The following is a 19,890-nucleotide window of genomic DNA, read 5'->3' as shown; positions in this document are numbered from 1 at the left end:
ATAACTTACATTAAAAATTAAAAAACAAAGTCATTTACTACAAAATAGCCACAAGAATTACCGACGGTATCTTAATTTATTATTTTAATGTATTATAATTCTTGTTTAATTAGCAGGGAGCTGACGCTAAAGCTGATTTTAGGGCATAAAAAAACTCACTATCTGTATTCGCATACAAATAGTGAGCTTTTAACCAAAACGACCATTTGGTTTTTCTTTCGAAATAAACATCCGACCATAGCAGCGGGCTGTTTAATTAGCTATAATATCAAAACTTTTACCCTTTGTTTTCACAACTGTCAACGCTTGTGAATAATTTAATAAAAAAGAAACGACTTCTTTTTTTGGTTTTAAGTTTTTAGAAGCTAATGCTTTTTTAGAGTAAATTTTCGCCATACCATGAAAGTGTTTTATAATAGTATAACGGGCTAATACTCAAAATAGTATTAGTTGGTTAAAATAATTTGATGTTTGTCAATTATTTTTCTCAGATTCATTAGCGCATAACGCATTCTTCCTAATGCGGTATTGATACTTACGCCGGTAAGTTCTGATATTTCCTTGAAGCTCATATCCTGATACATACGCATCACAAGAACCTCTTTTTGGTCCTCAGGCAGCTCTTCAATTATTTTTTTAAGATCTACTTCAACCTGATCAAAAATCATCTTGTTTTCGATGGTCAATGAATCATCAGACATCACAGAGAAGATAGAAAACTCTTCTGTTTCTCTGTACATCGGCATTTTTTTGTTTTTGCGGAAGTGGTCTACAATCAGATTATGGGAAATACGCATCACCCAGGGCAGAAATTTACCTTCTTCGTTATATGAATTACTTTTAAGGGTTTTGATTACCTTGATGAAAGTATCCTGAAAAATGTCGTTTGAAATATCTCTATCAGCAATCTTTGAATATATAAATCCATATATCTTAGACTCATGTCTTTTAATTAATGTCGCTAAAGCATTTTCATTGCCTTCAACATAATTTTTTACTAATAGAGCGTCTGGAATATGCAGATCAGCCATAATACTACTTTTTTAGTTTCTGTTTAAAATTTGGAGTAATTTTTTTCTAAAAAGTAATTTTATGTAATAGGCGGATCTTTTTTTTAGTTTTGTTAATATCTGTTCAAATTTAACAAATATTTATTTTAAAAAGCAAATACAAACAACAAATAATTGATAATAAAATTGTAATTAATGTAAATTAAAATTAAAAAATAATGAAAAAGTCTTTAAAATTGCCAAATAACAGTAAGGTTTTAACATTTAAAAAAAGAAGACAAAACAATCTAAACCACTTAATTTAAACGAGTTAAGCCTTCTTTTTTTAGTACTAATACTAGTATTTTTGATGACTATTCGTAAACACGAACGTAATCAATATAATATTTTTGCGGCAATACAGTATCGTCTACATCAGGTCCTCCAAAATTTCCGCCGATCGCCAGATTAACAATAATGTAAAATGGTTTATCAAATGGCCAGGTATTTGGGTCTTTCACCTGAGGGTTAAAAGTATAGACCAAAGTTGTATCTACAAAGAAATCTATTTTCTCCTTAGACCATTCTATCGCATAAATATGATATCCTTCTTCAATGGCAGGGAATTCTGTTCTTTTGGTATTGATTGTATTGCCATGGCTGTCCTGGGTATGCAGAGTCGTATAAACCATATGCGGATCCCGCCCTATATATTCCAAAATATCAATTTCTCCTGTTTTCGGCCACTTCACTTCATCAATATTGGCGCCTAACATCCAGAATGCGGGCCACAAACCATGTCCGACAGGGAGTTTTGCCCTTGCTTCTATCCGCCCGTATTTAAATTCTTTTTTTCCTTTGGTCGTAATTTTTGTGGAGGTGTATTTAGTGCCTTCTTTTCTGGCTTCTATAATTAAATTTCCGTCTTTTAATACGTGGTTGGTTTTGGTATAAATTTGCCTTTCATTATTACCATATCCGCATAAATCAGGACAACCGTCTCCGAGTTCGAAGTTCCAGAAGGTTTCATTTATTTTCTTTTTATTAAAATTTTCTTCCCAGATAAGCTTCCGATTGACTTTTTGTGCGAAACAAAAGCTGCTGATGAATAATAGTACAACTACTTTTTTCATAGTATCGTTTTAAATTACTAAAATTAAGAAGGCCAGCCTTACACTGACCTTCTCATTTCATTCTTACTAATTAATTTACAATCTATTGATATACCCTCACATAATCAATCTCCATAGAAGACTGTGTAAAAGCAGCATCAATATTGCCTCCAAAATTACCTCCCATGGCAACATTCAAAATCAGGAAGAAGTCCTTATTAAATGGCAGGGAAGCCTCATTCACAACAGAATGAATTAATTCGTCATCTACATAAATTTTTACCGATGCCGGTGACCAGATCGTTTTATAGACATGGAACTCTGTGGAAACATTCGGAATGGTTTTAGAGCCTGAATCGGCGCTTCCACCAGAATGTCCGGGATAATGAAGTGTGCCGTGAATCAGGTTTTGGCTGTTCCCCACATGTTCCATAATATCTATTTCACCACAAGACGGCCAGGAATTTGTAGCATAATTGGCACCCAGCATCCAGATTGCCGGCCATGTTCCTCCTCCTGTCGGAAGTTTTGCACGGACCTCAACTTTTCCATAGGTAAAATCATATTTACCTTCTGATTTTAATCTGGCTGATGAATAATTAAACCCGCCTGAAGCTTCTTTTTTAGCTGTGATTTTTAAGTTTCCGCCTTGTACTATTACGTTGCTGGCAGAATTAGTATAGTTCTGTTTTTCACTATTCCCCCATCCATTATCACCGTTTCCTAAATCGTATACCCATTTTGAAGCATCCGGAGCGCCGTCTGTATTAAACTCGTCTGACCATACCAGATTGGTATAATCTGTAGTCGGCGGATTCTGGTTTGGTGGTGTTGTGGTAAAGGTGTGGTACCAGGCCAGGCTTGAATTTCCTCCCATTACTGCTCTTACCGTCATTCTGTTTTCTGTGATCGATAAAATCTCATATGAACTTTGTCCGATATAGTAGCCCATAAAACCTCCATCAGAGAAATTCAGCATGGTTCCTCTGGTTTGCTGTGCATGATTTGGATTTTTCATCACAACTGATTCAGAAGGACCTAATAAAACTGTTTTAGCACCGCCTGTATTGTAGGGCAGACAGGCATCAGAACCTGAGCTTCCGCCTCCGACACTTTCGAAAGAAGCATTAAAGAAGGTAGCACCGCCATTATCCAGTTCAAATTTTAATTGTTCACCCACTAAAGAGAACGTCAGTACATTTTCGTACAAACAGCTGCTTGTAGGAGAACCTGCTTTTTCAAAAGGAGCCGCTTTATAATAATCCGGAATCCAGTTTTTCTCTGCATTACTATCGTTTGGTCCTACCCCTAAATGTGCAGCTTCTGCCGCGGCCCAATACCATTTTTTAGATGTTCCGCCTGTTAAAAACTGTACGGCCTGAGCATCTCTGAAGTCACTAAACACCTCAAGTTCTGTTGTGATATTGGTCGATACACCACCTTTTCCATAGGCAATAACAGTAACAGTATACTTGTTTATTCCGGTCTTGTTAAACCTTTTTTCTGTCATTCCGTTGGGTGCGTTATCTACACCGCCATCACTAAAAACATACTTATAGGAGATCACATTATCAGCAGTTGCTTTAAAATTAACCTTTCCTGTTCCGTCTCCGAACGGAGTATCTGTCGTTTTACCTACTATATCAAAAGTCACCTTAAGATTGGCCGGCGCGTCTAATGATCCGAACGTAAAATCATCTTTTTGACAACCCGTCATCAAGAGGATCACAAATAAGGATACTATCTTTATGATTATTTTTTTGTTCATGATTTCTTGTTTTAATTGGATTGTTTTATATCGTCAAAGTAATAGGTTGCCCCTGTTCCGGTTTGCCCGAAGTCCGGGAATAAAATTACTCTGTCGTACTTGTTGGCGGTACTAAAGCCCGGTGCAGTCGTTAAATCAAAAGTCAGCACCTGCCACGCATTGGCTACTATTGTAGCAACCTGTACTTCTATAAAAACAGTTGGATTTCCGTTTCCATCTTTTGGAGAGGTTGACACTTCCATCTTATATAAAATATTGGCTCCTGCTTTTGGTGACCATACATTTACTTTTACGGTAGTTCCTTTGGTGTAATCTAAGGTACTTTCAAGATTTAAACTTGCTCCGCCCCAAACTTCTGCACCTGTTTTTTTATCCAGTTTTAAAACCTTATCAGATAGATTTGCTCCCGCTTTATTTGGGTTTGTAACAATAGCTGCATCAACATTTCCAAAACCACCCCACGCATACGTCAGAGCAGAAGATTCAAAATCAAGCGGTATGGCAATTGACTCAGCCGGTTCTTTGTAGAAATAAATATTATCTATAAAAACTGTTCCTGCAGCCCATGGTGTTCCCACCAGTTTCAACTGATAAATGTCGGCCACGGTGAATCCGGTCTGGCTTGTAAAGGCAGAAACAGGAATATCGATACTGGTCCACTGATTGGCAACAAGATCTCTTGTAACTGGTCTTTCTCCGTTTGCGGCTGTTTTACTAATCAAAGAAGTTTCAAGTTTCTGCACGTCTGCGGTCCAGACATCCAGGTGAATAAAATCCATACCGGAAACATCTATAGAAGTATTATCTGCCAGTGCAATTCCCTGATAGCTCAGCTTAATATAATTCAACATCTTATCTCCATTCAGATCAAACTCGCCCCAGCTGCTGCCCTGACCTGCCTGACCCCAATCCGGGAAATAATTCGTTCCGGCAACATTCGTGTATTTAGAACCATAAATAGAAATCACATCTCCAGCCTGTCTGTTTGGAGGTGCCGGAGCGGATGTCGTTGGATTTAGAATAAGCTTTGCTTCAAACTGTGCCGTATATTCTGTAGTCTGAATGGCAGCACTTTTAGAAACTACCCTGATGGTATAAACTCCTGCATTCTGATACGTATACGAAACAGATTCACCATCATTTGCCGAAATTGGATCCGGTTTTCCGGGTTCTCCAAAATAAACGTCATAAAACAAGGCAAAATCTGCAGTTGCTTTAACGGTTACTTTTTTAGAAATCGCGAGGTCATTTGTGATAACTACCACTAAGTTTTCAGGAGCTTTGAAAGAAACCACCACTTCCTTATCGACTTCGGTAGTTTTTCCGTTAATTCCCATCGCTATAATCTTGGCATGATACACGCCTTCAGCATACGTATGCGAAATTACTTCTCCTGGCCCCACATAAGGTGAAGCTGTACTGCCATCACCGAAATTGATTTTATATTGTGTTACGCCCTCTCCTTTAGGAATAAAGGTTACTTTTCCGGTATTGTCCTGCGTTACTGTTGTTAACGCTGAAACATTGGCTGGCGCACTTACTCCGTCTAAATCAATATCACTGCCATCATCGTTTGCGCAGCCTATAAGAGTGGCTAAAACGAAAAGACTTATAATAAAATGTATTTTTTTCATAATTCGTATTTTTTAATATCCAGGATTTTGTGCCCAGTTTCCGCCGGCAAACTGAATTTCTTCAATTGGAACGGGAAATAATTCGTTTTTATTCGCTTTAAAACCAGGAATAGTTCCCACTGCTTTTCCAGTTCGGACAAGATCAAAGAAACGGTGTCCTTCTCCAAAAAGTTCTACTCGTCTTTCATTTAAAATGACATCAGTCAAAGAAGCGCCGGTAAGGTTTACATCATGATTAAGATCTCCAAAAGCACGTCTTCTTACCAGATTCAGGTATTCTTTGGCTTTACCATCATCAATTGCTCCTCTGTTGTAAGCTTCTGCAGCCATTAGTAAAACATCGGCGTAGCGAATGGCTCTGTAATTATTCGGGTTTGTTAAGTTTAAATCCCCCTGAGCCCCGTCACTTCTTTTTCTTGGAAGGTATTTTCTGTTGAAGAAACCGGTATCTTCATTCCCTTTTCCAAATTTGATTCCGTTACCATTGTCATAATTTGCATTAGCCAGTGCCCATGCATTTATATCCAGAATGGCGATATTTTTACGTTTATCACCAGTCTGAAATGCATCTGCACTTTCCTGGGTTGGAATATTGAAACTAAATCCGGAACTAAAAAACGGTCCTTCGTAACCTCTTACTCCGCTAAAACCTACGGCAACATTTCCTTCACTACACTGTAAACATCCAAATCCTGCACCTTCGATATCGGTATATTGCACTTCGAAAACAGACTCTGCTCCGTTCTCTCCTGCCATTTCAAATATTGAATTGTAATCTGTTACCAGCGAATAAGGTCCTGAATTGATTAATGCCTGTAAAGTCGAAGCTGCCGGGGCAAATTTATTCTGATACAAATAGGCTTTTCCTAATAAGGCCTGTGCAGCACCTTTTGTAATTCTTCCTTTTTGAGTCGTTGTCGGAGCTAAATTAGCTACTGCGTATGTTAAATCAGCTTCGATGGAAGCATATACTTCTGCAACAGACGAACGTGGAATTTTAGTTTCATCACCAAGCTTAAACCTTGCATCTCCCTTCAAAGGGATACCACCAAACCATTTTACTAATTCAAAGTGGTAGTATGCTCTAAGAAAGCGGGTTTCTGCAAGGAGTTGTGCTTTTCCTTCAAAATCGGTTTTATCCTTAAATTCAAGAATATAATTGGTTCTTTGAACTCCGGCAAACATCCAGTTCCAGATATCATGTAAGTTGCTGTTGACCGGCGTATGGATCATATCGTCTACCTGCTGGAAACCCACCACATCAGTAGGACTTTCGCCTCCTGCCAAAGTATTATCTGAAGCGATTTCGCCAAGCAATACATTTACATAGGTAGATTGCAGTACATCATAAGCGGCAACTAATGCCTGATCGTAATCTTCTTTTGAGTTAAAATAGTTCTCAGAATCAATAGAATAATTAGGTTTGGTTTCTACAAAATCATCTGAACAAGAACTAAAAACTGTTGAAAATAGCATTCCTGTTAAAAGGAATAGGTGCGTGTATTTTTTCATTTTGATAACAATTAAAAGTTAAGATTTAATCCTAGAAGATAGGTTCTTGGTATAGGATAAAACCCGTAATCAATTCCTCCGGCGATCGGATCTCCGGTAGATGCTCCGGGATCAAAACCTTTGTATTTTGTAAAGGTGTACAGATTATTCGCCCCTACATATAATCTAAGTTTTGTAATTCCCGCCTTTTGAACTATTTTAGGATCTAATGTATATCCAATTTGTACATTTTGTATTCTCCAGTAAGAAGCATCCTCTACGTAATAATCAGAAAAAACACTATTTGCCGTAGCTCCTGTAGTGACTCTCGGTGTTGAATTGGATGTTCCTTCACCTGTCCATCGGTCTAAAACGTAATTTAAATGATTGACATCGGAAAGATTTCTCTCGTAATTTCGTATTAAGTCATTCCCTAAAGAGGCATATGTGTACACCGCAAAGTCCAGATTTTTATAATTCATCTGGAAATTGAATCCCATGGTAGCAGTAGGAATCTGGTCTCCGATATTGGTTCTGTCTTTACTGTCTAAAACACCATCCCCATTCACATCGACAAATCTCAAATCTCCGGGAGCTGCATTGGCACCTAAAGCCAGTTGTGAAGGATGTGCATCTACTTCGGCCTGATTTTGAAAAATCCCGTCTGTTTTATATCCGTAAAAATATCCGATCGGTTTTCCTTCTTCCATTCTGGTTGGCGCTTGCTGTCCTACAGAAAAAGCACCTCTTTCAATGTAATGCGTTTCATTATTTACTTCAAATACTTCATTTTTAAGGAAGGTTACATTATAGCCCACGCTCATTGAAAAAGCATCTGAAAATTTCTCTTTGTAATCTATGGCAAATTCAAAACCTGAATTTCGCACGGTACCCGCATTTATGGTTGGCGCACCCGCACCCGGAGCCCCAATACCGCCAATACCGGTAACTGCAATCCCCGGAATTAATAAATCTTTTCTGGTATCGATAAAATAATCTGCAACCACCGAAACTTTATTATCCAGTAATTTCATATCGGCACCCACATCAAATTTCTTGGCCTCTTCCCATTTCACATCCGGATTTGGTAAAACTCCTTCAGCTCTTCCGCTCACCAATTCATCGTTAAAAACATACGTTGCCTCTCCCGAAAGCTGGCCCAAATAGCGGTAATCACCAATCTGGTCATTTCCTAAAGTACCGTAACTGGCTCTTAATTTCAGGAAATTAATTGTTTTTGATTCCCCAAAGAAATTTTCGTCGGAAACTACCCATCCTCCGGTAAAAGAAGGGAAATAGGCTATTTTATTATCCGGACCAAATTTCGTTGAAGCATCACGTCTTATCATGGCAGACAATAAATATTTACCTTTATAGTCGTACTGTAATCTTCCAAAATAAGATAATCTTCTCTGATCATAATCGTAAGACCCGTTATTCAATACTTTTGCTATCGTTGTTATTAACTTAAGATCCGCAAATTCCCAGGAATTGTATGGTACATCGTAACCAGTAGCGGAAAGTCCGTTACCCCAGGTTTTAAAAACTGTTGTTCCTACTGTTCCTGTGAAATTATGGCTCTCTCCCAATTTTTTTGTGTAAGTACCATAAAGGTCAAAGGAATAATCATTGTCATTTACAGCGCCCTGTGTTACAGAACTTTGCTTTACATCAAATACTTTACCTCCATAACTGATTTGTTTTCCAAACGTTTTGGATTCACTGTTCGAACTATTAAATCCAATAGCACCGGAAAGCACAAAACCCGGGAAAATTTTATAATCCAAACCAAAATTTCCACTGATTTTTTTATAATTGTAAGTGTTATAGGTATTTGCAATTTGTGCGAGAGGGTTTATAATTTCATTTCCTAAACCACTAAGCGGTATTAGCGTATAATCCCCCTTTGCATCATAAGGACTTATGGTTGCAGGAATGTTTAGGGCATTGAATAAAACAGATCCAAGTCCGTTCTCATTTAGTGTTTTTCTTGAAAAATAAGTATAGATGACATTACTTTTAAACTTTAGTTTGTCGGTCACGTCAGCACCAACAGCAACTCTGGCTGTATTTCTTAAGAAACCTGATTTATCTCCTCCAACAATACCTTCCTGATCCAGATGTGATCCGCTAAGCGCATAATTAATTTTTTCTGAACCTCCCGAAATTGACAGGTCATGATTGATAATAGGCACTCCTTTTCCAAAAACTTCGTCCTGCCAGTTGGTGCCTTTTCCTAAGCCGGTGGCATTTGGATAAGGAATTGGTTTCCCTCCGTTGGCATAACTTTCATTTAATAAAAGAGCATATTCCGTAGCATTTAACGTAGGAAGTTTTCGTGATGTTTCCTGAAATCCTGAATAAGCATTATAGGAAAGTTTTGCTTTTGAATTTCTTTTACCCATTTTAGTGGTAATTAGAATAACCCCGTTTGCTCCGATAGTTCCGTAAATGGCAGCTTGTGCATCTTTTAAAACCGTAATGGTTTCGATATCGTTCGGATTTAATAAACTTAGATCTCCTACGTAACCATCAATAATAGCCGTTGGCCTGTTTTCTCCATTGGTAGCAATACCACGAATACGAATATCCAAGCCCGCACCCGGAGCTCCTGACTGGCTGGTTACATTTACTCCTGAAACAGTTCCCTGTAAAGCTTGTTCAACTTTTACAGGCTTTAACGCTTCAATCGTTTTGCTGTCAACAATACTTACGGCACCGGTAAGGTCCCTTTTTTTCTGGCTACCGTAACCAATCACCACCACCTCATCGAGTGATCGGGCATCATCGGTCATTTTTACGGTAATCTTAGTACCCGAAACCACAATTTCCTGTGTTCGAAAACCAATATAACTGAAAACAAGTGTGGTTCCTTTCGGGAGACCTGATAATTTAAAAGATCCGTCAAAGTCTGTGGTTGTACTTTGCGATGAACTTTTAACCTTTACATTCACGCCCGGCAATGATAAACCTGAGCCATCCAGTACGGTTCCTGTTACATCAAGATTCTGCGAAAATGCAAAAGATGTAAACAGTAACAATACCATTAGTAATAATTTAGATTTCATAATTAGTTAGTTTTTATTGAAAGCTAAATTTATCTTATCCTTTTAAGAATAAACTAAAATTAACCTCAACAAAAAACATACATCATAAAAAATATATTTAAAATTCACGATATAGTAAAAAAAACCAACAATTTATAAGAAATTACTAATGTTAATTTAATTAACATTTAAATGTCAAAAACACAATAAAACGTTAATGTTGTGGTGATGTATAGGTGTTTTGAAGTAATTACTGCTTTCCTATACAGCCAGAATATACTCTACTAAACCGATTTCGTGCTGCAAATCCATTTTTTTACGCAAACGATATCTTTTTATCTCCACACTTCGAACAGAAATATTAAATAAAGGAGCTATTTCTTTAGACGAAAGATTTAGTCTTAAGTATGCACAAAGACGCAGATCATTCGGTGTTAACAAAGGGTGGATTTGCTTGATTCGTTTTAGAAAATCCTTGTCGGCACTGTCAAAGGCTTCTTTAAAGATTTTCCACGAATCTTCCTCCGTAATGTTATCGTTGATGGTTCTGATCACCGATTTGATATTTTTGCTGTCGTCCTGAGTAGTTTTCTTTAAATCTTCTTTAATAAAAGCCAGAAGCTCATTTTTACTGTTTAAACTCATCGTCGAAACAGCCAGCTCCCTGTTTTTATTATCGACATCCTGCGATAGTTGCTCGTTTCGCAATTTCATGAGCTGTTGTTCGTTTTCCAACTCTTTTATTTCTAATAAAAGATTATTTTCCTCAATTAACTTTTCTTTCTGTTTCTGATAGAAATTACGGTACGCCTTATTGATAAAATACGCGAGAACCAGTATCAGCAGAAAATAAATAAAACACGCCAGATTGGTCAGGTACCATGGTTTTGAGATCACAAACGTATAAACAGCATCGTTTTGCAAAATGGTACTGGCATATTTGGCTCTTACCCTGAAAGTGTATTTTCCGGGTGACAGGTTTTTAAAATTAACCGAAGCTTTTGTGCTCCATTCACTCCAGTCGTTCTGAAAGCCTTCCAAAAGATATTGATATTCCGTATTGATGTATTTATTGTACTCCGGAACCGTATAATTTAAAGTGATATTGTTTTCATTCGATTTAAAACTTCCATCCTCATTTAAGGCAACGTCATTTAAAGTTTCATTTTGCTTATTGATCGAAATTTCAGCTATTGAAACGCTGTAGTTTTTAAAACTTAAATCATCAATATTTAAAATATAATAACCATCTGTAGTTCCGATCAGATAAGTCGATTTTGAAATCTGCCTGATGTTCTCAAAACCCAGCATCGAATTGGTTAACGAAGACGGAATCGGAATAATATTTTGCTTTAGCTGATTACTAAGTTTACTGGCAGAAAAATAGTGAATGTAATTTTTGGAAAAAAGCCAGATTCGGTTAGCGTCATCTACAATTAATTTACCGGATGTATATTCATCTTTCTCGAAAATAGAACTCAGTAAGGTATCCTTTTCAAATTGTTTCGATTTCGAATTTAATTTAAAAATCCCCTCTTTACAGGCGTAATAAATCGAATTATTGAATTTGGTAAGACTAGCATTTTTTCCTTTTTTCGGAGAGGAATATGCATAGAATTCACTGGTTTTTAAAAGCCCCTTATCCAGTTTTAACCTGAAAATCCCTTTGTACTCATGGCTGACATACACTTCAAGATCCTTGTTGATCTCGAAATAACGGGAAGAATAATCAAAGCCTTTTATTTTGTTTTTAAATTTCCATTGATTCCCTGTTTTTTCCAAAACTGAAATGCCGTAATAATTTCCCTGGATTAATTGGTTTCCGGCATTAGGAACACGCTCGAATTTCCAGGTGCCGGAACCTGAAAAAATATTTTTTGCAACTGTTTTATCAATAATAAAAGTTCCAGAATCATGTCCGCAAAAAAGCGTTTGATCGTATACAAACAGGGACCATACCTGACCTTTCGTTCCGCTTATGAACTGAAAATCTTCATTGCTCTGGTATTTCCTGCAGAACAAACCCTGATTCGTTCCTACGTACAATATTCCGTTGTATTCCATCGAAGCATATACCGTTCCTAAAACTCCTGTATCATCCGTAAAAGTATGTACCGGTGTCTGAAGGTTGATGCAATTTATTCCGTTGTCAAGGCCAATCCATACATTTTGGTCTTTATCTTCAAACAAAGACAAGGCTGTGTTGTTACTCAGGCCTTTACTTTGTGAAATGTGATATTTTAACTGACCTTCCTTAGATAAAATAAAAACACCGTTAGAAACTGTCCCCAGGGCATAACTCCCATCCTGAAGACGCTGGCTGCTGTACACAAAACTGGATTTCAATTCCGTATCGACAGCAGTTCGAAATGGCGTTAAAGTGGTTCCTGAAAGTTTATAAAATCCGTCGAGCTGGGTCTGAATCAGCAAACTGTCATCAAGGGTAAAAACATTGACAATGGTATATTTCTTTAAAACAGGATGATCGGAAATCAGTTTTCCTTTTCCGGCTTCTATTTCAAAAAGGCCTTCATTTATGGTTTGATAATAAATAGAGGATTTGGTACTAAACGATTTTACCACACCGTTTTCAGGGGAAATAATTTTGAAGTTTTTCGTTTTGGTATCATAAATATAAATTCTGTTCAGGGACTGAAACAAAATCCACTGATCATATTTTAAAATGTTCCAAAACTGCTCATCGTCCAGAATTTTAGTTTTAATGGTATCACTTAACGATGTATATTTTAACTTCCCGTTGGCTTGTCTCGTCCAGTAGCCAAAATTCATGTAACATCCGGTATAAATCTTATTATCGATTACTTTCACCGAACGCATGATCGTTTCATTTGGAGTCGGGTACAGTTTCCAATTGGTTCCGTTATATTCCAGAAGGCCCTCGTTATTGGCAAAATACAGATAATTCTGTTCGTCCTGAGAAATCATCCAGCTTTGGTTCCCGGCCCCGTAAACAGTTGACGGATATTTTACAATTGGCGGAAGTTCCTGAGAGAACAGGATTAAATTCATCAAAAAACAAAGGATAGCAAATGTAGTTTTCAAAGTGAGCCGTAGTATTAATTTAGTGTAAAAACATTCTAAAATAGCATATTTATATTGAAACAATCAATTTTTAATAAAAAAAGAGCAAAGCCAAGAACATGGCAATTCTGGAACAATTAGTTAAAATTTGGAACAATGGCTTTAACAAAACTCAATTCAAAATTGATTACTTTTGTAGAAATTGACTTTTTTTATGCAAATTGACCTTTCTACACTCGACCCGAAACATAATATTATCATTAAAGGAGCACAAGTACATAACTTAAAAAATGTAGATGTCGCTATTCCCAGAAACAAACTTGTTGTCATTACAGGGCTTTCCGGATCCGGAAAATCAAGTCTGGCATTTGATACTTTATATGCTGAAGGGCAGCGTCGTTACGTAGAAAGCCTGTCTTCTTACGCACGTCAGTTTTTGGGGCGTTTAGACAAACCCAAAGTAGAATATATCAAAGGAATTGCTCCGGCGATTGCCATCGAACAAAAAGTAAACACGACCAATGCAAGATCTACTGTCGGGACTTCGACTGAGATCTACGATTATATGAAACTTTTGTTTGCCCGAATTGGCCGTACGTATTCGCCAATTTCAGGTCATGAAGTTAAAAAAAATACGGTTTCGGACGTAGTTGCAGATGTAAAAACATTAGAACTGGACAGCAAATGGCTTCTATTGGCACCTATTCATCTGGAAGAAGGCCGACAACTGGAAGACAAACTGAAAGTCCTTTTACAGCAAGGTTTTGCCCGTATATTAGTCAATAACGAAATGGTTCGACTGGACGAATTTGCTACTGCAGATCTTCATCAGCTGGACAATAAAGACATACTGCTGATTATAGACCGAATCGTGGTTAAGGAAGAAGAAGAATTCTATAACCGTCTGGCAGATGCTGTACAGACCGCTTTTTTTGAGGGAAAAGGAATATGTTATTTACAGGAATTAAGCTCAGACACACGTTTTTCGTATTCCAATAATTTTGAACTGGATGGCATTACATTTTTAGAACCGAATGTTCACCTGTTCAGTTTCAATAATCCCTATGGTGCCTGCCCTGTTTGCGAGGGATACGGTAATATTATCGGAATTGACGCTGATCTGGTGGTTCCGAATACTTCGCTTTCTGTTTTCGAAAGCGCTATTTATCCGTGGAGAGGAGACAGCATGAGCTGGTACAAAGATGAACTGGTGAAACATGCCTACAAATTTGATTTCCCGATTCACAAACCTTTTTTCGAATTATCAGAAGAACAAAAAGATGTGATCTGGAAAGGAAATCAGTATTTCCAGGGGCTTAATGATTTCTTCAGGGAATTGGAAGAAAAAAATTATAAAATTCAGAATCGTGTCATGCTGTCCCGTTACCGTGGCAAAACAAAATGTCACGCCTGTCGCGGAAAACGCTTACGTGTAGAAGCATCGTATGTAAAAATAAATGGTAAAACAGTTTCCGATCTAGTCGATTTACCGATTAAACATCTGGTTACTTTTTTCAAAAATATTGACCTAAACGTTTACGAACAGCAAATCGCAAAACGTTTAATGATCGAAATCAATAATCGTCTTTCCTTTTTGACAGAAGTGGGTCTGGATTACCTTACCTTAAACAGAAACTCTGCTACGCTTTCGGGAGGAGAATCACAAAGGATTAATCTGGCGACCTCTTTGGGGAGCAGCCTGGTAGGATCTATGTATATTTTAGATGAACCCAGTATTGGCCTTCACCCGAAAGATTCCGAACGACTGATAAAAGTGCTGCTTTCTCTTCGTGATTTAGGCAATACAGTTATCGTCGTAGAACACGACGAAGATATTATGAAAGCGGCAGACATGATTATCGATATAGGTCCGGAAGCCGGTACTTACGGAGGGCATCTTGTCGCTCAGGGTACTTATGATGAAATATTAAAATCAGACTCCTTAACGGCTAAATATCTAAATGGGGATTTAGAAATAACGGTTCCGAAAAAGAGAAGGAAATTTAAAAATCATATTGAAATTATTGGTGCAAGGGAAAATAACCTGAAAAACATTAATGTTACTTTCCCATTGGATGTATTAACTGTGATTACAGGAGTTTCCGGTAGCGGAAAAAGTACGCTGATCAAGAAAATCCTATTTCCTGCCATGCAGAAAAAGCTTGAAAACGCAGCAGAAAAAGCGGGCCAGTTTACCGAAATAAAAGGATCCTTTTCTCAAATAAAACATATTGAATATGTAGATCAGAATCCAATTGGAAGAAGTTCACGATCTAATCCTGTTACTTATATCAAGGCGTATGATGATATTCGTGATTTGTATGCGAAAGAAAAATTATCAAAAATAACAGGGTATCAGGCCAAACATTTTTCTTTTAATGTTGATGGAGGCCGTTGTGAAACCTGTAAAGGAGAAGGCTCCATAAACGTTGAGATGGTCTTTATGGCCGACGTTCAGTTGCCATGCGAAACTTGTGGCGGCAAACGCTTTAAAAAAGAAATTCTAGAAATCACTTTCGATGACAAAAACATCAATGACATTCTAACCATGACGATTGATGATGCCATTGCCTTTTTCGAAAAAAACAAACAAACAAAAATCACTCAAAAACTACAGCCCCTGCAGGATGTAGGATTAGGATACGTTCAGTTAGGGCAGTCGTCCTCTACGCTTTCGGGTGGTGAGGCGCAACGTATTAAATTAGCTTCTTTTCTAGTAAAAGGAGCAACAAAAGACAAAGCGCTGTTTGTATTTGATGAACCTACGACAGGATTGCATTTTCACGATATTAAAAAATTACTGGCTTCATTTGATGCCTTAATAGATAAAGGCCACTCTATCATTGTAATTGAACACAATCTTGACCTTATCAAATGTGCCGACTGGATTATTGACCTGGGACCTGAAGGAGGAGAAAACGGAGGACACTTGTTAGCCACAGGAACTCCGGAAGAAGTGGCAAAAGTAAAAGAATCGGTTACGGGAGTTTATTTAAAAGACAAATTATAAAAGTATTAATCTCATAAAAAAAATAAAGCGGCCAGAATTATAGAAATTCTGGCCGCTTTATTTTTTAATAGCTTTTAATTAAGCTACTAAACACCTGTCTTCAAAAGGTAATCCATCTTCATCAATTGCCACTAATATTTTTTTCTGCTTTGACGCCTCTATGGTAAGATACAACCAGGCAAATGACCATAATCCTAAGGTCAGACAAAAAATAATAAAATTTAAACCATGATTAACCACTTTCCCTCCCTTTGAGAGAACCGCAAAAAGAAATTCATCGTTTCTCTCTTCTAATGTAAATCCATTACGTACCTTCTTTGATATCATATTAGAAAATACCTGAAAACTTTGTTCCTGACTCAGTTTATTGTTTTTCATAACCAGCAAATTAATTTAATCCAACTACTATTATATAAATGTTAATTTATTTCTAATATGGATAGGGATTTCCATATTAGGTAAACATCAAAAAGTTATTTTTATTGCATTATTAAAGATATTTTCAGCAAGACAATAAAAGCACTATCAAATTCTTACATAAATTTAATTTTTATTAATCAAATAACAAAAAAAAAAAATGTTAAAATTAACCCATTAATTCACAAAACCAACAACTTAGCTTCAGTTTTCAAATTTAAGGCAATAGTTTGATAATCAGCTTTTCACTAATTTACAGGAGTTATTGTTGTGTTTGTTTCCCCTGACGCGGTAATGGCAAAGAAAACACTTGTATTAGTACGGCATTAATTGAACTGGAATATGCTGATGCAGTGAAGAATGAACCCTTGCTAATTTTGAGAGTAATTTCTTTCAAAAATGTTTATCTCCTTTACATAAAATCAGCCCGGCTTCTTTGAAGTGAAAATGAAGCCGGAGTTTGCTCGCTGTAATTTGTTTATATTTCCTCTCTCTCAGGTCTGTTAAATCTGAATTCCAATTCTTTTTAAAAGCCCTTTAATAACCTGATTAATCTCCGGAGAGATCTCAAATTTATAATTCAGGTAAATATAAAGAATAGTCACCAAAACAGATTTCAGGGCAATACTGACAAGCTGATAAAAAGGAAATTCCCAGAAATAAAACAACAGGAACAAAGCAAAGGTTATCAGGATAGAATGTATGGTCTGTTTTGTAAAAGGATACAAATTAAGTTTCTTAACGACAAACTGCAATTTGGCGAGACTGTATAACGTGATGGACAATAAAGTAGCAAATGCAGAACCTAAAATACCCTGAATTGGAATAAAAATCATGTTTAAAACAAAGGTTAAAAAAACCAGCATTAATCCCAAATACAAAACCATTCGATAATATTTAGTATTAAAAATAATAGCATTATTATTCCCCAAAATCAAATCGAAATATTTAGATATTCCAATCATAAATACCACCGGGATTCCTCCGCTATATTCTTTGGGTACCAATTCATACAATTGATTGATATTTACAAAAATACACAACATCACAAACCCTCCTACAAACTGGAGGTTTATTGATGTTTTTTTGTATAATGAATTTAATTCATCGTGTTTGTTTTCATGCATTAATTTTGCCGTAATCGGATATACAATCTGATGCATGGCCCGGCTTGGAACCGAAATAACCAGCGCAATATATGTCGCCACCGAATAATAAGCAATGTTCTCAATCTTCATATACTGATTCAGCATTAGTTTATCACCGTCCAATAGTAAATTTGCTACGCTTCCCGATAAAATAATAAAGAACGTATACTCCATTACATCTTTTACATTCTTAGGGATGTTGATCTGAAACTTCGGTTTTTTGACATAAAAAGCATAAAACATTGTCACTATAAAGGCCAGGAAATAAATTACAGCTGTTACATACACAAACTGAATTAGTGTAATCCATTTAAAATACAAACCAACCAATGCAACAGTAGAAAATAGCCTTAGCCCGACTTCCTTAATAAAATTACCAAAAACAGAATGCATATGCACCCTCGCCCAGGCATAAAAAATCTCAAAATACGCCATACAGATTCCTATAAACGGAATCAGGTACATGAATTCTTTTACAACAGGATTTTCTTTAGAAACAAAAGCGCTAATATCATCAAAGAAGAACAAACCGATAATACCTAGCGGAATGCACATGAGGATAGGAAACAATGCCGTAAACGAGAGGAATTGCTCTCTTTCTTCTTCCGATTTGTACTGAGAATAAAACTTCACTAATGTATTTTGCATTCCAATGGCGAACAATGGCATAATAACATTTGCAGCGGAAAGAATATAATTCGTTAAAGCATAATAGGTGGCGCCTAAAAAAACAGGATACAAATAAAGTGTATTGATAGCCCCTATTCCGAAGCCGATATAAGTGATTATGGTGTTTTTGAAAGACTGATTTAAGACAATACCCATGTTTTGATTGCAGCTTTTAGATTGCAGCGTTTAAATTTATGATTTTACTTGCTTACTTACGATTTGTGAAATGTAATCGTCTCTGAAATTGTTATTTTAACGAATCAATTCTACTAATTGTCTGGTTAGGTTTTTTCGGGAATATTGCTGTAAACCAATACCATTAGATTGTAATTTCCCTTCCAGAAATTGATTATAAAAGTCCAAAATTACACTTTTTAGTTTCGCTTTTTCAGAATAATCGAAAAATACACCGGTATTCGTTTCTTTTACAATGGCTGCAAAATCAGAACCCTGCGGACCAATTGCAACTATTGGACGGCCTGATACCATATATTCAAACAATTTTCCCGGAATGATACTTTTTGTATCTTCAGAATTGATTTCGATCAGCAGTAAAACCTGTGATTTCTTCTGATGCGCTATGGCTTCACGATGTGAAACATAGCCCAAAAGATTCAGATAATCCTTCAGTTTATGCTGGTCAATAGCATCCAGTACTTCCTGACTTACGGCACCGATCAGTTTAATCTCTAAATGAGATTTGAAATCCGGAATTTCATTCAATAATTCCACCAGCGCTTCCCATAAAAATTCTGGATTTCGATCTGATAAAAAAGAACCGATATGTGCCAGGGTGAATTTGGTATCTAAAACCTGTTTTTCGACATTTTCGATGTCATAACCATTGGTAATTACCGAAATTGGTTTGCTGGTAATGGCCTCAAATTCTGTTTTGGTCGTTTTACTCGTAACGATTATGGTATCTGCGGAGTTAAGTACTTTATGCTCTAGTTTTTTATGTTTTTTAGCCGCGTAAGAAGATAAACGCAATGCTTTATGGTACCCGATGGTTGTCCAGGGATCACGAAAATCTGCCAGCCAGTTTATGTTTAGTTTTTGTTTTAATTCCAAACCAATTAAATGCAGGCTATGTGGTGGTCCTGAAGTTACAATGGTATCAATATTATTTTCCCGGATGTATTTTTCCAGATAAACGACGGAAGGTTTTACCCAAAACACTCTCGCATCCGGAATAAAAAGATTGCCGCGAACCCAAAGAAAGGTTTTATCTAAAAAAGTCTGTTTTTTCTTTTGTGGAAAAATTCCGGAACTGATTTTTTTCGTTTTATTTTTCGAAAAAACAGAAGCCAGTTGGTAAGGTTCCCAGATTTTATTCTTGAGCACAATTACCTGATCCGAAATTTCACTAACCAGACCTTCATCCACTATCGGATAAGTTGGGTTTTCCGGAACATACACTATGGGCTGAACATTAAATTCAGGCAGATATTTTACAAATTTTAACCAACGCTGCACACCAGGACCTCCGGCAGGGGGAAAATAGTAGGTAATGATTAAGAGTTTTTTTTGTTCCATCAGTTTTGTTTCACAGAGACTCACTAA

Annotated in this window: 12 protein-coding genes; 1 reads left to right on the top strand and 11 read right to left on the bottom strand. The window is 36.7% G+C overall.

Annotation, left to right across the window (positions count from 1 at the left end; all coding sequences use genetic code 11):
• Positions 1-252: 252 nt before the first annotated feature.
• From D0817_RS26010 to D0817_RS03870, 8 genes are all read right to left on the bottom strand, one after another.
• Positions 253-396, bottom strand: coding sequence for a hypothetical protein (locus D0817_RS26010; protein ID WP_167470925.1), 144 nt, complete (start codon positions 394-396; stop codon positions 253-255).
• Between the two features lie 50 nt (positions 397-446).
• Positions 447-1,031 carry an RNA polymerase sigma factor gene (locus D0817_RS03900; protein WP_127337092.1) on the bottom strand — a complete coding sequence of 195 codons (585 nt, stop codon included), beginning with the start codon at positions 1,029-1,031 and terminating at the stop codon, positions 447-449.
• Between the two features lie 332 nt (positions 1,032-1,363).
• Entirely contained in the window at positions 1,364-2,122 is a 759-nt protein-coding gene (locus D0817_RS03895) for a glycoside hydrolase family 16 protein (protein ID WP_127337091.1), read from the bottom strand.
• 82 nt (positions 2,123-2,204) lie between these two features.
• Positions 2,205-3,869, bottom strand: a complete 1,665-nt coding sequence (locus tag D0817_RS03890; RefSeq protein ID WP_127337090.1) for a glycoside hydrolase family 16 protein — start codon at positions 3,867-3,869, stop codon at positions 2,205-2,207.
• An 11-nt stretch (positions 3,870-3,880) separates the two neighbouring features.
• Positions 3,881-5,503, bottom strand: a complete 1,623-nt coding sequence (locus tag D0817_RS03885; RefSeq protein WP_127337089.1) for a hypothetical protein — start codon at positions 5,501-5,503, stop codon at positions 3,881-3,883.
• 12 nt (positions 5,504-5,515) lie between these two features.
• A complete protein-coding gene (locus tag D0817_RS03880) occupies positions 5,516-7,015 on the bottom strand; it encodes a RagB/SusD family nutrient uptake outer membrane protein (RefSeq protein ID WP_127337088.1) in 1,500 nt (499 codons plus the stop codon).
• An 11-nt stretch (positions 7,016-7,026) separates the two neighbouring features.
• Positions 7,027-10,062: a SusC/RagA family TonB-linked outer membrane protein gene (locus D0817_RS03875; protein ID WP_127337087.1), complete on the bottom strand. Its 3,036-nt coding sequence runs from the start codon at positions 10,060-10,062 to the stop codon at positions 7,027-7,029.
• A 240-nt stretch (positions 10,063-10,302) separates the two neighbouring features.
• Positions 10,303-13,104, bottom strand: a complete 2,802-nt coding sequence (locus D0817_RS03870) for a triple tyrosine motif-containing protein (RefSeq protein WP_306462199.1) — start codon at positions 13,102-13,104, stop codon at positions 10,303-10,305.
• A gap of 193 nt (positions 13,105-13,297) precedes the next feature.
• On the opposite strand from D0817_RS03870, the gene uvrA reads away from it, so the two are divergent.
• The gene (uvrA, locus tag D0817_RS03865; protein ID WP_127337086.1) at positions 13,298-16,093 is read left to right on the top strand and encodes an excinuclease ABC subunit UvrA; all 2,796 of its coding nucleotides are present in this window, start codon (positions 13,298-13,300) and stop codon (positions 16,091-16,093) included.
• A 78-nt stretch (positions 16,094-16,171) separates the two neighbouring features.
• Here the strand turns inward: uvrA and D0817_RS03860 are convergent, their stop codons facing one another.
• From D0817_RS03860 to D0817_RS03850, 3 genes are all read right to left on the bottom strand, one after another.
• A complete protein-coding gene (locus tag D0817_RS03860) occupies positions 16,172-16,471 on the bottom strand; it encodes a DUF8108 domain-containing protein (RefSeq protein ID WP_127337085.1) in 300 nt (99 codons plus the stop codon).
• Positions 16,472-17,013: 542 nt separating this feature from the next.
• A complete protein-coding gene (locus tag D0817_RS03855) occupies positions 17,014-18,483 on the bottom strand; it encodes a lipopolysaccharide biosynthesis protein (RefSeq protein ID WP_127337084.1) in 1,470 nt (489 codons plus the stop codon).
• A gap of 96 nt (positions 18,484-18,579) precedes the next feature.
• A complete protein-coding gene (locus D0817_RS03850; protein WP_127337083.1) occupies positions 18,580-19,863 on the bottom strand; it encodes a glycosyltransferase family 4 protein in 1,284 nt (427 codons plus the stop codon).
• Positions 19,864-19,890: the final 27 nt, after the last annotated feature.

This window comes from Flavobacterium cupreum (assembly GCF_003996965.1).
Lineage (GTDB): Bacteria > Bacteroidota > Bacteroidia > Flavobacteriales > Flavobacteriaceae > Flavobacterium > Flavobacterium cupreum.
The sequence above is the reverse complement of the archived record's forward strand: the minus strand, read 5'-3'. Positions and strand labels throughout refer to the sequence as shown.

Excerpts from the sequence above, each read along its gene's own strand:
- uvrA (WP_127337086.1), top strand. The coding sequence starts at position 13,298 with ATGCAAATTGACCTTTCTACACTCGACCCGAAACATAATATTATCATT.
- D0817_RS03860 (WP_127337085.1), bottom strand. The coding sequence starts at position 16,471 with ATGAAAAACAATAAACTGAGTCAGGAACAAAGTTTTCAGGTATTTTCT.
- D0817_RS03900 (WP_127337092.1), bottom strand. The coding sequence starts at position 1,031 with ATGGCTGATCTGCATATTCCAGACGCTCTATTAGTAAAAAATTATGTT.
- D0817_RS03895 (WP_127337091.1), bottom strand. The coding sequence starts at position 2,122 with ATGAAAAAAGTAGTTGTACTATTATTCATCAGCAGCTTTTGTTTCGCA.
- D0817_RS03885 (WP_127337089.1), bottom strand. The coding sequence starts at position 5,503 with ATGAAAAAAATACATTTTATTATAAGTCTTTTCGTTTTAGCCACTCTT.
- D0817_RS03880 (WP_127337088.1), bottom strand. The coding sequence starts at position 7,015 with ATGAAAAAATACACGCACCTATTCCTTTTAACAGGAATGCTATTTTCA.
- D0817_RS03890 (WP_127337090.1), bottom strand. The coding sequence starts at position 3,869 with ATGAACAAAAAAATAATCATAAAGATAGTATCCTTATTTGTGATCCTC.
- D0817_RS03875 (WP_127337087.1), bottom strand. The coding sequence starts at position 10,062 with ATGAAATCTAAATTATTACTAATGGTATTGTTACTGTTTACATCTTTT.
- D0817_RS03855 (WP_127337084.1), bottom strand. The coding sequence starts at position 18,483 with ATGGGTATTGTCTTAAATCAGTCTTTCAAAAACACCATAATCACTTAT.
- D0817_RS26010 (WP_167470925.1), bottom strand. The coding sequence starts at position 396 with ATGGCGAAAATTTACTCTAAAAAAGCATTAGCTTCTAAAAACTTAAAA.
- D0817_RS03850 (WP_127337083.1), bottom strand. The coding sequence starts at position 19,863 with ATGGAACAAAAAAAACTCTTAATCATTACCTACTATTTTCCCCCTGCC.